The organism is Streptomyces sp. NPDC051636, assembly GCF_044453765.1.
Lineage (GTDB): Bacteria > Actinomycetota > Actinomycetes > Streptomycetales > Streptomycetaceae > Streptomyces.
Genome location: NZ_JBITDA010000001.1, coordinates 1 through 14932 on the forward strand (window position 1 = coordinate 1; position 14932 = coordinate 14932).

Here is a 14932-nt window from a genome sequence, read left to right on the forward strand (position 1 = left end):
GAAGGCGGCACCACCGGTCTGGCCGGTGGTGCCGCCTTCTGCCGGCCGGAGGGGTTCCGGCCGTTACGCCATCGCTTTCCCGTGCGGAGGTTGATACCGACGGCCTTGGCGGCCTCCGCGTAACTCACGCCTTGCTGCACGAGCCGGAAGTATTCCTCCCGCTCACGGGTCAGCTTCCTGCGGCCCTGAGCCACCGTCCGGGTCTTGCGGATCTCGAACATCGCACCCCTTGAGCTGGGGTGTTGCGACGATCGCTAGAACTCAAGCCGCCGGCAGGGGGCCCGCCTCGGCCGCGAAGCCGGCCACCGGCCTGCCCCTCACCTGGAGCGCCGACTCCCAGGTCTGGGACATGGGCTGCGGCCACGACTACGTCATCGACAAGCCGCCCGCGCAGGTGCCTCCGCCGCCGGTGCAGCAGGACGCCGGAGCGTGGGCGGCGACGCAGGGCGCGGTGCACGGGCGGCAGACGATGGTGCAGATCTCGGTGCAGGGGCGGTCGTCCACGGCCGTGGTCCTGGAGGCGCTCCGCGTCCGCATCGTCAGCCGTGGCAGCCCGGCCGCCGGGAGCGCGTACGCCATGGACCAGGGCTGCGGCGGCGAGCTCACGCCCCGCCGCTTCACCGTGAACCTCGACGTCGACCGCCCCATCGCCCGCCCGAGGGACGGCGCCGACAGCGAACACACCATCCCGGCCGTGCACTTCCCGTACCGCGTCTCCGCCGAGGACCCGGAGGTGCTGCTGGTCGACGCGACGACACAGACCTACGACGCCCGCTGGTACCTCGAACTCGACTGGTCCTCCCAGGGCCGCACCGGCACGATCCGCATCGACGACCACGGCCGCCCGTTCCACACCACCAGCATCAAGGGAATGCCGCGCTACTGGTACGGCACGAACGACGCAGGCGGGCGTGCCTGGGTCCCGTACGACAGCTAGGGGCTTGCGTGTGGATCACCGGGCGGATGCCCGGTCCGCCCTGATGCTGGGCGACGCCGGCGTGGACGAGGCGGAGGCCGCCGCCTCCTTCGCCGCGCCGACCTCGCTCGGCGGGGGTACGTCCGTCACGCTGCATGTCTTCGTGCCGGACGTCGACAGCCTGGCGGAGCGCGCGGAGGCCGCCGGCGCTGAGACCCCCAGCCGCCGAAGGACATGTTCCACGGTGACCGCACCGTCATCCTCAAGGACCCTTCGGGTCACATGTGGGTATTTCCGACCCGTCTGGAAGACGTCTCGCAGGAGGAGCTTCAGCGCCGCCTGGCCACCGCCGGGTGACTGCACCCTGCTGACCACGACGGGCCACCGGTCTACTCCCGCCCCGACGCCGCCAGCGCCAGCACCCCCGCCGCCAGCGCCGCGACCAGCAGGGGCAGGGCCAGGCCGTGGTGGAGGACCAGCCAGGCGCCGAGTGCGGCGCCCGCGGCCATCGCGATGACCGAGGCGGTGCGGCGTGGGTGGCGGTGGCCGGAGCCGTCGCCGGCGGGGGAGTCGGCGGCCAGGCCGGTCAGGGTCATGGTCAGGACGGTGGTCGTGAGGTCGGGCACGCCCAGCTTGCGCACGGTCGCGTTGCGCATCCCCATGGCGAGGGCGGTGAGGGCGATCAGGGCGTAGGCCGTGCCGGTCGGTGCGACGAAGGCGACCGCCGCCGACGCGCCCACGAGCAGTGCCTCGGTGGCGAGCATCACCCGGGCCCAGGTCCGGCGGGACCCGCCGCCGTACCGGGCCGCGATCCGGCCCCCGGCCACCGCGCCCACCAGGAAGCAGCCCAGCGAGGTGGCCGTGTGCGGTACGGAGAAGCCGGGTGCTCCGGCGGCGGCGAAGCCCAGCACCACCACGTTGCCGGTCATGTTCGCCGTGAAGACGTGGCCGAGGCCCAGATAACTGACCGCGTCGATCAGACCGCTCACCACGGTCAGCACCAGCAGCACGACGACCAGGCGCACTCCGCGCAACTCCGGGCCCTTCGTCCGTGTCCGCGCTGTCATGCGTCCTCCGGCGGCCGGACGGGCAGGGCGCTTACCAGTCCACCACGCGTCCCGTATGTACGCGCGCACCCTCGCCGGGCGCGGGGCGAGGGTGCGGTGAGGTGGTTCAGTGGGAGAACGGCTCAGTACCAGCCGTTGGCCTGCCAGAACTTCCACGCGGCGACGGGGCTGCCGTAGCGGGAGTTCATGTAGTCCAGGCCCCACTTGATCTGGGTGGCGGCGTTCGTCTTCCAGTCGGAGCCGGCCGAGGCCATCTTCGTGCCCGGCAGGGCCTGGACCAGGCCGTAGGCGCCGGAGGACGAGTTGGTGGCGGTGACGTTCCAGCCGCTCTCGCGCTTGACGATGTTGTTGAACGCGTTGAACTGCGCGGCGTCCGGGATCAGCCGGTGCGCGATCGCCTGGGCCTGGGCGGGCGCGGTGGCGGCCGCCGCGTGGGCCGGAGCCGAGGTCAGGACCATGCCTGCGGTGGCGGCGGCCACGGCGGCGGAGGTGAGGGCCTTCTTCGGGGAAGCGATGCGACGGATGAAGGAGACGGACACAGCGAACCTCTTCTGACGGGGACAGGGAGCGCCGGACGTATGCCGGAACCACGCGGTGCGGGGTGAGGGCGTACGTCGGCGCCGCGGCCCGTGGGGGCTCGTCGGCGCCTGGCGACTGCTCCAGACAAGCAGGCTCGGAAGGGGTCCGCAATGACCCCTTTTACTAGTTGTGGCCGGATAGAAGAGAAAGGTCTGCTGTGTGAACTGGCTCTCAAAGCGCAGGTCAGAGGGGGTGCGTGTGTGGACATATCGGACAAGTCGCACTACGGGGTGGCATCGTAGGTGACGTGCGTCATGTGGGCCGCTTCACCGCGGGTCTGACGGTCCGCGCACGAGTGAGGACGTACCGGGTGCGTTCCGGGTCCCTCGAATGTGACCGCCGTCTCGAACGCGGCCCGGCGGGTGGCCCGGCGCAGCGCCCTGAGGAGCGTCGGGCCGAGCGTCAGGGTCAGTACGACCGTGCAGACCGCCCGGCCCAGGTCCCAGCCGAGGGACGTGGCCAGGCAGTACGCGGCGAAGCGGGCCAGGTTCACGGGGACGGCGGCGTGCGCGTCGAAGGCGATGTCCGAGGCGAGGGCGCCCATGAAGGGCCAGCCCGCGAGGTTCATGACCGTGCCGTAGGCGAAGGCGGCGAGGCAGCCGTAGGCCGCGAGGAGGGCGAGCTCGCCCCGGCCGCGCAGCCGGTCCGGGCCCGGCAGCAGGCCCGCGCCCATCGTGAACCAGCCCATCGCCAGCATCTGGAACGGCATCCACGGGCCGACCCCGCCCGTGAGCAGGGCCGACGCGAACATGGTGACCGAGCCGAGGACGAAGCCGAAGCCCGGGCCGAGGACCCGGCCGCTGAGCACCATCAGGAAGAACATCGGCTCGATCCCGGCGGTGCCCGCGCCGATCGGGCGCAGCGCCGCGCCCGTGGCCGCCAGCACGCCGAGCATCGCCACCGCCTTCGGGCCGAGGCCCGACTCGGAGATCGTCGCGGCGGCGACGGCGATCAGCAGCACCAGCAGCCCCGTGAACAGCCAGGGCGCGTCCTGGGCGTGGGCGCCGAGCCGTGAGGTGGGCGGGGCGAGGAAGGGCCAGCCGAAGGCGACGACGCCCACCGCGCTGACCAGGCTGAGGGCGGCGAGGGAGCGCGGGCCCAGGCGGACGGGGCGCGGGGAGCCGGTCATGACAGGGCCTCCCGTACCTGGGTCACCGTGAGCCACCGTTGCGGGGCCAGGATCTTGGTCACCTGCGGTGCGAAGGACGGTGAGGAGACCACGATCTCCGCCGTCGGACCGTCGGCGATCACCTCGCCGTCGGCGAGCAGCACCACCCGGTGAGCGATCTCGGCGGCCAGCTCCACGTCGTGCGTGGCCAGCACGATGGCGTGCCCCTCGGCGGCGAGCCCGCGCAGTACGGCCACCAGGCGGGCCTTCGCCGCGTAGTCCAGGCCACGCGTCGGCTCGTCGAGCAGGAGCAGGGGAGGCCGGGCGGTCAGGACGACGGCCAGCGCGAGCGCCAGCCGCTGGCCCTCGGACAGGTCGCGGGGGTGCGTGTCGTCCGTGATGCCCTCGAGCAGCTCCGAGACCAGCGCACGGCACGTACCCGGGGCCGCGCCCGCGTCCCGGTCGGCGGCCGTGCACTCGGCGGCCACGGTGTCGGCGTACAGCAGGTCTCGCGGCTCCTGCGGGACGAGACCTACCCGGCGCAGGAGGTCGCGGGGCCGGGTGCGGTGCGGGACGGCTCCGCCGACGGCCACCGATCCGGCGGACGGTTCGACGAGTCCCACCAGCGCGGACAGGAGCGTCGACTTTCCGGCGCCGTTGCGGCCCATGAGAGCGACCGTCTCGCCGGGGGCGATGGTGAGATCGACATGGCGGAGGGCGTCGACACGGGCGCGGCGAACGGCCAGGGAGCGGACCTCGGCGACCCGGGGGAGAGGCGCGGCGGGGGCGCCGCGCCGGAAACGCCGGCGGCGGGGAGCATCGGGACTCATCGGCGGCGAGCTCCGGGGTGCCGTTCGGCCGGCGAGCCGGTCCCGCAGGTCCCCCGCCCCGCGGCGGGCGTCCCGGACGGTCAGCGGCAGCGGGGACCAGCCCGCCAGGCGGCCCAGGCCCACCACCGGCGGGTACACCGGGGACACGGCCATCACCTCGGCCGGGGTGCCGAGGAGCGGCGCGGCGCCGGGGGAGGGCAGGAGAGCGATCCTGTCGGCGTACTGGACGACGCGTTCCAGGCGGTGTTCGGCCATGAGGACCGTCGTACCGAGATCGTGGACGAGGCGCTGGAGGACGGCGAGCACCTCCTCGGCGGCGGCCGGGTCGAGGGCCGAGGTCGGCTCGTCGAGGACCAGGACCCTGGGGTGCGGGGTGAGGACCGAGCCGATCGCGACCCGCTGCCGCTGGCCGCCGGAGAGGGTGGCGATGGGACGGTCGCGCAGGTCGGCCAGGCCGAGCAGGTCAAGGGTCTCCTCGACGCGGCGCCGCATGACGTCCGGGGCGAGGCCCAACGACTCCATCCCGTAGGCGAGTTCGTCCTCCACCGTGTCCGTCACGAAGTGCGCGAGCGGATCCTGGCCCACCGTGCCCGCCACGTCGGCGAGTTCGCGCGGCTTGTGCGTACGGGTGTCCCGGCCGGCGACCGTGACCCGGCCGCGCAGGGTGCCGCCGGTGAAGTGCGGGACCAGCCCGCTGACCGCGCCCAGCACGGTGGACTTGCCCACACCCGACGGACCGACCAACAGGACGAGTTCGCCTTCCGGGACCTCGAAGTCCACACCCTGGACTGTGGGTTCGAGTGCCCCTTCGTACGTCACGGAGACATCCTCGAAGCGGATCACGACGGCTCCCTGGGGACGACGAAGGCGGGAAGGAGGGCGAGGAGTACGGCCGCCGCGGGCCACAGCGGGAGCGTGGGCGCGACCAGCGGGACCACGCCGGGGTGCAGGGCGGTGGGGTCGTGCGCCGAGGCCAGGGCGAGCAGCGCGGCGACGGTCGCGCCGGACGCGGCGACCAGCCGGGCGCGCAGGTTCCAGGCGTCCGGGCGGTACCGGGTGCGCAGGGTACGGCGGCCACCCAGACGCAGGCCCGCGAGCGCGGCGGCCACCCCGGCGAGCAGCACCGGCAGGCCGTAGGCGCCGCCTTCGGCGGTGAGCAGCCCGTACGTTCCCGCGCACACGCCGAGCAGTCCGCCGAGCGTGAGGACGGCGGTCGTACGGCGTACCCGCACGGGGACGTCGGCGGTACGGCCGTAACCACGGGCGTCCATCGCGGCGGCGAGCGCGACCGACCGCTCCAACGCGCCCTCCAGCACCGGGAGTCCGACCTGCAGCAGACCCCGCACGCCACGGTCCGGACGGCCGCGCAGGCGGCGGGCGGCGCGCAGGCGCTGGACGTCGGCGACGAGGTTCGGCGCGAAGGTGAGGGCGACGACCACGGCCACGCCCGTCTCGTACAGCGCGCCGGGCAGGGACTTCAGCAGACGGGCCGGGTTGGCGAGGGCGTTCGCCGCGCCGACGCAGATGAGCAGCGTGGCCAGCCTCAGACCGTCGTACAGCGCGAACAGCAGCCCCTCGGCCGTGACCCTGCCGCCCAGGCGGATGCCCTGCGCCCAGTGCGGGAGGGCGACTTCGGGGAGGGTGACGATCACGTGCGTGCCGGGGACGGGCGAGCCGAGCGCTACCGCGAAGGTGAGGCGGATGAGGAGGACGGCGAGGGCCAGTTCGGCGAAGGCGGTGTAGGAGCGGGACCAGGGGGTGGGGGTGCGGTGGGTGGCCACTACGTAGGCCGTTGCGGTGATGAGGAGGGCGAGGAGCAGGGGGTTGGTGGTGCGGGTGGCCGCGGTGCCGAGGCCTGTGGACCAGAGCCACCAGGCGCCGGGGTGGACACCCGCGGCGCGGGGCGCCCTACGCATCCCGGCGCCGCCGTGCCTGCCACAGCGCGGCGCCGCCCAGCAGGACCACGGCACCCACGCCCGCCAGCACACCCACCGACGGACCGTGCTGAGGCTCGCTCTTCGTCGCGGCCGGGCGGGACTTCCCCTCCGCCACCTGCTCCCCGCACCCCTTCCCCGGATACCCCCCGATCGCGCACAACAGGGCGTGGGAGTCGTACCGCAACGGCCCCGCCACCGCGGCCAGCGCGTCGGCGGTCGGCGCGTCGGGAGAGACCACCGCGCAGGCCGCTCGGCGAGCGGGCGGGGTCTCGCCGGAGGGAGCGTCGGCGGACGTGCCGAAGTCGAGGACCAGGGCCACCCGCTTCCGGCCGGCCCGCGCAGGCGACTTGGCGCAGACGGAGTCGAAGTCCGCCGTACCGCGCGGGCGCGTGGCGCCGGCGGAGTCCTCGCTCACCGCGAAGCGGAAGCCCTGGACGTCACCGTCGGAAGGGCGGGCGGTGGACGGCCCCTCGGTGGCGAACGTCCAGTGGCCGCCGGTGCGCTCCCAGAAGGACCAGTAGCGGTAGCCGGTGGCGTGGGCCCGGCCCGCCAGGGCCACGCACAGGAAGGCGGCCAGGAGCAGCGCCCCGGCACGGCGGACGGCGGTCACGGCTGCTGCCTCTTGCGGCGACCGCTGAGCAGGAAACCGATGCCGATGCCCGCGACGAGGCCGGTGCCGATGATCCACCAGAGACTCCTCCCCGACTCGTGCTCGGCCCGCTCGGTGTCAGCGCCCGTCGCCTGGGCCGGCTGCGGCGCCGGGCCCGTCGCGTTGAGCGCCCGCACCAGGTCCGTACCGCCGAAGTCACGCGGGTCGGTGCCCATCGCGTGCGCCACGAAGATCAGTTCGGCGTAGGCGGCGGGGCCGCTCTGCCTGGCCCACCGCGCGGAGTTCTTCTCCAGCCAGGCGTACGGCTTCTTCGCCTGCTTCGTCCAGCCCTGCGCGGCGAGGGCGAGGACCGCGTCCGCGGTGTTGCCGTAGTCGGGCTGGTCCTTGGCACCGGCGAGGCTGGTGGTGAGGTGGCCGGTGCCGTGCAGCTGGTCCGACAGGTACGCGGCGCCGTTGCGGGCGATCTCCCGCGGGGTGAGCGGCTTGTCGGAGTCGGCGCAGACGTAGCCCTCCTGCGGTGCCTTCCCGGCCGTCGTCACGAAGCCCTTGCCGAGCGCGCCCAGTACCCCGGCCGCCGTCGCGTCCGCGTCGGCCGACAGCTTGCCGCTCTTGTCCGGCTGGTGGGCGAGGGCGCCGGCGTCGTCCCCCGCGCAGGAGAGGGACCACTTGGCCAGCAGCTCGTACGGGGTCCTGCCCTCGGTGCGGAGTCGGGAGGGGTCCTCGCCGGCCGCCGTGAGGGCGCCGATGACCACGGAGGTGGAGTTCGTGTCGCTGGGCGAGCCCGGGGTGTAGCCCCAGCCGCCGTCCTTGTTCTGCATCATCTTCAGCCAGGTGACCGCCTTGCGGGCCTCGCCGTCGTGCTCACCGAGCGCCGCCAGGGCCTGTACGGCGGCGGCCGTGCTGTTGGTGTCGGTCTGGGCGGTGGTGGCCTCGCAGGACTTCGCGGGGTCGGCGCGGAAGGCGGCGAAACCGCCGTTGGCGCACTGCTGCCCGACCAGCCAGTCGATGGCCTTCGCGGCGGGCCGGACGCCGAGCGTGTGCTGGGCGAGCAGCGCGAGGGACTGGCGCCAGACGCCGTCGTACTTCGGGTCCGTGCTGCCGTACAGCCCCGACGGGAGCGCCGTCGACGGGGAGGGGGAAGGGGACGCGGCTGTGGCGGGCGCGGCGGCGGCCATCACCCCGACGGCGGCCAGAGCCGCGGCACTGCGGCGGACGTTCATGGTCGGCTACTGCCTCTCCCTGAAGGGAAGCGCGGGCAGCACGGGACACCCCGGGCGGCTCGGCTCCGTAGACCTCGACGGTGCCGTGGGCGGCGGGCCGCCGCGCACGTGAGCCGGTCACGTCCCGTGCGGGGCGGTCCGGCTCACCGCCAGGGGGCGGTTCACGGTTGCGGGTCAGCGCCGGAATCGCACCGGCTTCCCCTCGTACGGGTGTGATGACGACCCGGGTCACTCTACCCGGCGGTAGCCGGAGACCGAGAGGCGGCTGTGAGCCGGAGGCACAGGCGACCTGGCCAGGGTCGCGCCATGATGCCAACGGGGAGACTGCTGAGTTCGGGCCGGCCGGCCGACGTGTACGAGATCGACGCGGCGTGGGTGCTGCGCCGCGACCGGGAGGGTTGGGGGGACACGGCGGCCGAGGGGGCGGTGATGGCGTACGTGCGCGAGCACGGGTATCCGGTGCCCCGGGTACGGCCCTCCGGCTCGCGCACCGACCTGGTGAGGGAGCGGCTGTCCGGGCCGACGGTGCCGGCCGCCCTCCTGGACGGCTCGCTGGGCGCGGCGGAGGCGGGGGCGGAACTCGCCCGGCTGCTGCGGCGGTTGCCCGCCGTCCCCGCCCGGAACTCCGCCGCCCCCGCCCCCGGGTCCTCCACCTGGACCTGCACCCCGACAACGTGATCCTCACCCCCGACGGCCCCCGGGTCATCGACTGGACCAACGCCGAGGACGGCCCGCCCGCCGTCGACCGGGGCATGTCCGCGGTGATCCTCGCCCGGGTCGCCGTCGCCGGCGAACCCCTCGCCACCCCGGCCCGCGCACTCCTCACCGCCCTGCTCGCCGACCCGTCCGACCTGACGGAGGAGGGGCCGGCGGAGGCCCGGCGGCGGGCGGCCAATCCGACGATGAGTGCGCGGGAGGTCGAACTGCGGGAAGACGCGGAGAAGTTGGTACGGGCGGTGGCGTTCCGGGCGACCCCGGAGCGGGCGGCAGGGTAACGCCCCGGATGCTGCTCCCCCATAGGCAGCACCCGGGGCGGGAACAGGGCGCACGACCCCGTGCGCGGAGAGCGGACCGGGGTCATGACCTTGCGTCGTGATCCTGTCCCGCCGGACCCCCAACTGTCAACGATTGCTGCCTCAATGGGCAGTTGTCGTTGACATCACTTCTCGACCGGCGGGCGACCGGGTAGCCTCGCGTCAGCTCAGCCACGGAACGGACGACACGCCCAGGGGGGACCTCGGTGAGTGACGCCTACGCCCCGCTTGCGGACGTACTGGAGCGGCTCGGGGAGCTCACCGGACGGCCGGGCCGGCTGCCGGAGGTCCTGGACGTGGGCGACCTGTCGTACCGCACCGGGATTCCCGCCGAGGTGGTCTGCCGGCTGCTCTCGGGCGGCTCCGTGCCCGAGGCCGGGCTGGCCGAACGGGTGCGGCAGCGGCTGGACTTCGTCCGGGAGACCCGGCGCCGGCCCGACGGCAAGCGCTACTCGCTGGGCGAGCTGGCCAGGATCGCGGGGACCAGCCGGCAGTGGCTGAGCGAGTGGCGCAAGAGCGGCATGCCCAGCCTGGAACACGCCGACCGGCTGCGCAGGTTCTTCGGCCTGCCCGCCGGCTTCTTCACCGCGGACGAACCGGAGGCCCTCCACGAGGCCCTGCAGCCGGTGCTCCAGGGACTGGAGGCGCAGGCGGACCCGCTGCTGCGGCTGCGTGAGAGCGGCCTGGTGCGACTGGCGATGCGCGCCCCGCAGATGAATCCCCGTCAGCTCGCCACACTGGCCGACCTCGCCGAGATGATCATCAAGTCCGAGGACGCGGACGTCCCGACGGGGCGTGGGTGAGTCCCGTGCCGTACACCGCACACGGAGGACGCTCAGTGAGCCGGAAAAGATCGCCGAAGCGGTTCCTCGCCCAGCTCGTCCGCGACACCGCCCGCACGCTGACGCCGCCGACCGGACCAGAGGCGTTCCTGCACGCCGTGTGCGACACGCTCAGCCCGCAACTGGACCGCCCCGTCCGGCTCAAGTTCGTCGCCTTCCCGCCGGGCCTGGACGTCTCCGGCGTCACCTTCGCCAAGGACGACGAGTACATCGTCGTGGTCGAGGACCGGGCGCCGGGCGCGCACAAGTTCGTGATCGCCGGGCACGAGATCGGCCACATCTACTACCAGACCCTGGACGTGCACTACCCGGACGGCATGCCCGCCGCCGCCCGCCGGCTGCTGTCCCAGGCCGAGGAGGACATCCCCTGGGACCGGGTGGTCGCCATGGCCACGCGTTCCCCGGCCGCCGCGACCGCCGAGGCCGAGTGGGAGGCCGAGGAGTGCGGGCTGCGCCTGGCGGCCAAGTTCCCCAAGGTCGTCGGCCCCGGCGCCGCGACCGGCCGGACGACCCAGGACACCCTGACGGACCGGCTGTCGTCCTCGCTGGGCAACGTCGGCGGGCCGTGATGCGCTGGGACATGGCGGGCTCCTTCCTCGCCTACGCCATACCGGCCGTGCTGCTCACCGTCGCCTTCGTGATCAAACTGCCGCTGCTCAGGCGCGCGTGGCAGGACCCGATCCTGCGGGCCACGGCACTGCTGCTCGGCATCGGCGCCGTCGTCTTCGCCTCCCTGCCGCCCGCCAACCTGCACCGGATCAACACGCTCACCGGGGTGCCGAACTTCGCGGGCGTCTGGGTCTACTCGCTGCTCAGCGCCTACTGCGGCGCCTGCCTGTGGCTGATCATCACCTGGCGCGAGCCGCCCTCACCGGCCCGGCGCCGGCGCACCCGCACGGTCTGGATCGCGTACTGCCTGATCATCCTCGGCCTGTGGGTGACCTTCTTCCTCGGCGACCACCACGTGGAGCGGCTGCGCGACCTGGACACCTACTACGCCACCACGCCGTGGATGCGCGAGTTCGCCCTGCTCTACCTCGTCGCCCACATGGTGTCCGCCGTGGTCGCCGCGAGCCTGCTGTGGGCCTGGTTCCGGGAGGTCCACGACACCTGGCTGCGCCGCGCGGTGGTGTGCCTGCAGGTCGCCTACGCGCTCGGGCTCATCTTCGACCTCGCCAAGGTCGCCGCGATCGGCGCCCGCTGGAGCGGCCGGAACTGGGACGGGCTGTCGACGTATGTCGCGCCGCCGTTCGCGATCGCCGAGGCGTTCCTCGTCGCGGTGGGGTTCATCGCCGGGCAGGCCGGTCCCCTCGTGGAGGAGCGCCGGCGGATGCGGCGCACCCACCGCCGCCTGGAGCCGCTGTGGCAGGCCCTGCTGACGGTCACAGCCCCGTCCGCCCCGGCGACGGGCCGGGTCAGCGGCGCCGAACTCCGGCTCGAACTGCGCCGGGCCGCCATCAACGACGCCCTGCTCAAGCTCGCCCCGCACCTGAGCGGAGCCCGGCGCGAACGGGCCCACCGGCAGGCCGTGGCCGCCGGCCATCCCGACCCCGCCGCGCGCGGCATCGCGGGTGCCGTGGACATCCTGGTCGCCGTCGACGCGCTGCGCTCCGCGGGCGGGGATCAGGGGCCCGCGTACGACCGGCCCGGGCACTCCGCCGACGCCCCCGATGTCCCGGACAGCGAGCTGGAGTCGGTCGCGCAGGCCCTGCGTCTCCACTCGCCGGCCATAGAAACGTTCCGCCGGCAGGCGGCCGCCACAGAAGGTCTCACCCCCCATGCCTGAGAGCCCCATGCCCCACCGGCCCACCGCCACCGGCCGCCGCACCGCGATCGTCATCGGCGGCAGTACGGCCGGGATGCTCGCCGCCTCCGTGCTCTCCAGCCGGTTCAACGAGGTCACGGTGATCGAGAGCGACAAGCTGCCCGAGGGCCCCGAGCACCGCAAGGGCCTGCCCCAGGCACGCCACGCCCACCTGCTGTGGTCCGGGGGAGTGGCCGCGCTGGAGGAGCTGCTGCCGGGCGTCACCGGGGAGTTGGTCGGCAAGGGCGCCGGGCTGATCGACGTGATGACCGACCTGGTCAGCAAGGCGCCCTCGGGGCAGTGGTTCCGGCGGTTCACCGACTCGCGGCACCACATGATCGTGTGCAGCCGGGACCTGCTGGACGCGGTGATCCGCGCGAACGTCCTCACCCGGCGGCGGATCACGCTGCTCGACGGTACGAGGGTGCGGGGCCTGGCCGGCGACCGGCACCGCGTGACGGGCGTCCGCATACCCGCCGACTCCACGGGCCAGGCGACCACCCTGCACGCGGACCTGGTCATCGACGCGAGCGGACGCGCCTCGCAGGCGCACAAGTGGCTGGAGGCACTGGGCCTCGCCCCGGTCGTGGAGCGCGTGGTCGACGCGGGCGTCGCCTACGCCAGCCGCGTCTACGAGGCCCCCGGCTACACCGGGTCCCTGCGCTACCCGGTCGTCAACGTCCAGGCCGACCCGCGCCAGGCCCCCGGCCGGGGCGGGGTCATCGTCCCGATCGAGGACGGCCGCTGGCTGGTCACCCTCTCCGGCACCCGGGGCGGCGAACCCACCGCCGACCCGGACGCGTTCGAGGAGTTCGCCCTCACCGGCCTCAAGGACCCGGTCATCGGCCGCCTGCTCACCCAGGCCAAGCCCCTGACGGACCCGGTCACCACCCGCAGCACGGCCAACCGCCGCCGCTACTACGAGAACGCCGGGCTCTGGCCGGACGGCTTCGCCGTCCTCGGCGACGCCGTCGCCGGCTACAACCCCGTCTACGGCCACGGTCTCTCGGTCGCCGCGCAGAGCGTCATCGCCCTGCGCCGGACCCTCGACCGCCACGGCCCGACCACCCCCGGCACCGCCCGCCGCATCCAGCGTGCCGTCGCCCGCCCGGTCGGCAACGCCTGGAACCTCGCGGTCGGCCAGGACGCCTACTACCCCGGCGCCGCCCCCCAGCCCCCCACCGCCGTCGAGCGCCTCCTGACGGCCTACGTCGACAAGGCGGTCGCCGCCGGCTCAGAAAACCCCCGGGCCCTCCACGCCCTCCTCGACGTCATGAGCCTCACTACCCCACCCACCCGCCTCTTCGCACCCGACATGCTCTGGAACATCTGCTTCGGCCCCCGCAAGGGGCCGCTGGCCGGCCCGCCACTGAGCGAGGCGGAACGGGAGGCGGCGGGGCTCAGCTGACCGCGCGGGGGGTGGGACCGCCGAAGGGCAGGAAGAGGACCCGGCTCGGGAGCAGCCATGCGCCTCCGACGCGACGGAAGGCGTCCTCGTAGTGCCCGACCTGGACCGGCGGTCCGGCGGTGACGACGCCGCCCTCGTACCCGTCGACGCGGTACGTCGAGAAGTACGAGGTGGCGACGGCCGCGTCCGGCGAGGCGACGGTGACGAGGACGTTGGACATCAGACGGCGGGAGAGCCGGTCGGCGGGACGCGAACCGAAGTACTCCCGGAGCTTCTCGCGCCCTTCGACCAGCCGCCCGCCCGCCGGCCACTCCCAGGTGCCGTCCTCGGTGAACAGCTCGGCCACAGAGCCGGGTTCACCGAGATCGAGACGGTGGACGAAGTCGAGGACGAGGCGCTCGCAGGCGCGCTCGGCGAGGAGTTTCTCCAGAGGGTCCATGCCCCAATCCACCCATGCCGCCCCCCGCCGCACGACCGCATTACACCGCCACGTAAGCCACCGGCTCGCCCCCCGCCACCGCCTCCGCCCGCCCCAGCTTCACCAGGCGCCGCAGATGGGCCTCCGCCTCCGACACCGCGATGTTCCTCGAACCGTACGGGATCCGGTCCCAGGGGCGGTTCCACTCCATGCGTTCGGCCAGTTGCCAAGGGGTGAGGGGTTCGGCGAGGAGGGAGAGGAGGCCGGTGAGGCGGGCCTCGTGGTGGATGAGCAGCTCCCGGACGCGGGACGGCGCGTCGGTGAAGGCGTGCTGGTGGGCCGGGAGCACCTCGGCGGGGCCGAGGCGGCCGACCCGCTCCAGCGAGTCGAGGTAGTCGCCGAGGGGATCGGTGGCGGTGGTGTCGTCGGGGTCCTCGTACAGGCCGATGTGCGGGGTGATCCCGGGGAGCAGGTGGTCGCCGGAGAAGAGGCGGCCGTGGCCGGGCAGGTGCGCGGGGTGGGCCTCCTCCAGGTGCAGGCAGACGTGGCCGGGGGTGTGACCCGGGGTCCACAGTGCGCGCAGGCGGCGGCCGGGCAGGTCGAGGAGTTCGCCGGGGACGATCTCGCGGTCGGGGAGGGCGGGGGAGAGGCCGGGGAGGGTACGGCGGCGGGGGGTACGCAGGGGAGCCACGTGGTCGTCCGGTGCCCCGGCGGCGGTGAGTTTGGCGGCCATGTACGCGTACCAGTGCTCGTGGCGCGTCTGCCGCGCCCGGCGGACGATCGCCGCGTCGGCCGCGTGCATCGCGACCCAGGCCCCGGAGGCCTCCCGGACCCGGCCCGACAGCCCGTGGTGGTCGGGGTGGTGGTGGGTGATGACGACCCCGTGGACCTCCGCGACCGAGGTGTCGAGGGCCGCCAGCCCAGCCCCCAGGGCGTCCCAGGACGCCGGGTCGTCCCAGCCGGTGTCGATCAGCACCGGGCCCCGGTCGGTGTCGACCGCGTACACCAGCGTGTGGCCGAGGGGGTTGTCCGGAATCGGGACCGCTATGGACCGTACGCCGCCGCCGTGCTCGAACGTCCTCGTCATCTGTCCTCCGCCCGCGACCGCCGCACCACGGCCATTGCCCACTATAACTAGAACTGATATCAGTTCTGAAAC

14 protein-coding genes, 2 pseudogenes and 1 riboswitch are annotated in these 14932 nt (G+C 73.8%); of the genes and pseudogenes, 6 read left to right on the top strand and 10 right to left on the bottom strand.

The features are described 5' to 3' along the window. A partial coding sequence (locus ACIBBH_RS00005; protein WP_399400231.1) for a helix-turn-helix domain-containing protein occupies positions 1–221 on the bottom strand: 221 nt, incomplete at its 3' end. Positions 222–289: 68 nt separating this feature from the next. On the opposite strand from ACIBBH_RS00005, the pseudogene ACIBBH_RS00010 reads away from it, so the two are divergent. Beyond that, positions 290–937 (top strand): annotated as a pseudogene (locus ACIBBH_RS00010) (transcriptional regulator); the annotation flags it as partial. A gap of 368 nt (positions 938–1305) precedes the next feature. Here ACIBBH_RS00010 and ACIBBH_RS00015 read toward each other — a convergent pair. The 7 genes from ACIBBH_RS00015 to ACIBBH_RS00045 form a co-directional block, all read right to left on the bottom strand. Continuing rightward, positions 1306–1983 (bottom strand): YoaK family protein, encoded by a 678-nt coding sequence (locus tag ACIBBH_RS00015; RefSeq protein WP_399400233.1) that lies wholly within the window; start codon positions 1981–1983, stop codon positions 1306–1308. Between the two features lie 122 nt (positions 1984–2105). Beyond that, entirely contained in the window at positions 2106–2522 is a 417-nt protein-coding gene (locus tag ACIBBH_RS00020; RefSeq protein WP_399400234.1) for a transglycosylase SLT domain-containing protein, read from the bottom strand. A 263-nt stretch (positions 2523–2785) separates the two neighbouring features. Next, positions 2786–3691: an ECF transporter S component gene (locus ACIBBH_RS00025; RefSeq protein WP_399400236.1), complete on the bottom strand. Its 906-nt coding sequence runs from the start codon at positions 3689–3691 to the stop codon at positions 2786–2788. Then, positions 3688–5343, bottom strand: a complete 1656-nt coding sequence (locus ACIBBH_RS00030; RefSeq protein ID WP_399400238.1) for an ABC transporter ATP-binding protein — start codon at positions 5341–5343, stop codon at positions 3688–3690. The genes ACIBBH_RS00025 and ACIBBH_RS00030 overlap by 4 nt, the downstream gene beginning before the upstream one ends. Beyond that, positions 5340–6416, bottom strand: a complete 1077-nt coding sequence (locus ACIBBH_RS00035; RefSeq protein ID WP_399400240.1) for a CbiQ family ECF transporter T component — start codon at positions 6414–6416, stop codon at positions 5340–5342. Before ACIBBH_RS00035 ends, ACIBBH_RS00030 begins: the two co-directional genes overlap by 4 nt. Further along, positions 6409–7047: an SCO2322 family protein gene (locus ACIBBH_RS00040; protein ID WP_399400242.1), complete on the bottom strand. Its 639-nt coding sequence runs from the start codon at positions 7045–7047 to the stop codon at positions 6409–6411. The genes ACIBBH_RS00035 and ACIBBH_RS00040 overlap by 8 nt, the downstream gene beginning before the upstream one ends. Beyond that, positions 7044–8267: a prenyltransferase/squalene oxidase repeat-containing protein gene (locus tag ACIBBH_RS00045; protein WP_399400244.1), complete on the bottom strand. Its 1224-nt coding sequence runs from the start codon at positions 8265–8267 to the stop codon at positions 7044–7046. Before ACIBBH_RS00045 ends, ACIBBH_RS00040 begins: the two co-directional genes overlap by 4 nt. A gap of 114 nt (positions 8268–8381) precedes the next feature. Continuing rightward, positions 8382–8509, bottom strand: a riboswitch (cobalamin riboswitch). A 67-nt stretch (positions 8510–8576) separates the two neighbouring features. Here ACIBBH_RS00045 and ACIBBH_RS00050 point away from each other — a divergent pair. The 5 genes and pseudogenes from ACIBBH_RS00050 to ACIBBH_RS00070 all read left to right on the top strand — a co-directional run bounded on the left by ACIBBH_RS00050 (position 8577) and on the right by ACIBBH_RS00070 (position 13355). Next, positions 8577–9262: pseudogene (locus tag ACIBBH_RS00050) on the top strand (phosphotransferase). 245 nt (positions 9263–9507) lie between these two features. Next, positions 9508–10104, top strand: coding sequence for an XRE family transcriptional regulator (locus ACIBBH_RS00055; RefSeq protein WP_399400246.1), 597 nt, complete (start codon positions 9508–9510; stop codon positions 10102–10104). A gap of 35 nt (positions 10105–10139) precedes the next feature. Beyond that, positions 10140–10712, top strand: coding sequence for a hypothetical protein (locus ACIBBH_RS00060; protein ID WP_399400248.1), 573 nt, complete (start codon positions 10140–10142; stop codon positions 10710–10712). An 11-nt stretch (positions 10713–10723) separates the two neighbouring features. Next, positions 10724–11929 carry an MAB_1171c family putative transporter gene (locus ACIBBH_RS00065; protein ID WP_399400250.1) on the top strand — a complete coding sequence of 402 codons (1206 nt, stop codon included), beginning with the start codon at positions 10724–10726 and terminating at the stop codon, positions 11927–11929. Further along, a complete protein-coding gene (locus tag ACIBBH_RS00070) occupies positions 11922–13355 on the top strand; it encodes an FAD-dependent oxidoreductase (protein ID WP_399400252.1) in 1434 nt (477 codons plus the stop codon). Before ACIBBH_RS00065 ends, ACIBBH_RS00070 begins: the two co-directional genes overlap by 8 nt. Here ACIBBH_RS00070 and ACIBBH_RS00075 read toward each other — a convergent pair. Then, on the bottom strand, positions 13348–13794 hold the full coding sequence (locus ACIBBH_RS00075; RefSeq protein ID WP_399400254.1) for a nuclear transport factor 2 family protein: 447 nt from the start codon (positions 13792–13794) through the stop codon (positions 13348–13350). The genes ACIBBH_RS00070 and ACIBBH_RS00075 overlap by 8 nt on opposite strands. 40 nt (positions 13795–13834) lie before the next feature. Further along, entirely contained in the window at positions 13835–14860 is a 1026-nt protein-coding gene (locus tag ACIBBH_RS00080; protein WP_399400256.1) for an MBL fold metallo-hydrolase, read from the bottom strand. Positions 14861–14932 lie beyond the last annotated feature (72 nt).

Excerpts from the sequence above, each read along its gene's own strand:
- ACIBBH_RS00015 (WP_399400233.1), bottom strand. The coding sequence starts at position 1,983 with ATGACAGCGCGGACACGGACGAAGGGCCCGGAGTTGCGCGGAGTGCGC.
- ACIBBH_RS00025 (WP_399400236.1), bottom strand. The coding sequence starts at position 3,691 with ATGACCGGCTCCCCGCGCCCCGTCCGCCTGGGCCCGCGCTCCCTCGCC.
- ACIBBH_RS00035 (WP_399400240.1), bottom strand. The coding sequence starts at position 6,416 with ATGCGTAGGGCGCCCCGCGCCGCGGGTGTCCACCCCGGCGCCTGGTGG.
- ACIBBH_RS00045 (WP_399400244.1), bottom strand. The coding sequence starts at position 8,267 with ATGAACGTCCGCCGCAGTGCCGCGGCTCTGGCCGCCGTCGGGGTGATG.
- ACIBBH_RS00065 (WP_399400250.1), top strand. The coding sequence starts at position 10,724 with ATGGCGGGCTCCTTCCTCGCCTACGCCATACCGGCCGTGCTGCTCACC.
- ACIBBH_RS00070 (WP_399400252.1), top strand. The coding sequence starts at position 11,922 with ATGCCTGAGAGCCCCATGCCCCACCGGCCCACCGCCACCGGCCGCCGC.
- ACIBBH_RS00075 (WP_399400254.1), bottom strand. The coding sequence starts at position 13,794 with ATGGACCCTCTGGAGAAACTCCTCGCCGAGCGCGCCTGCGAGCGCCTC.
- ACIBBH_RS00080 (WP_399400256.1), bottom strand. The coding sequence starts at position 14,860 with ATGACGAGGACGTTCGAGCACGGCGGCGGCGTACGGTCCATAGCGGTC.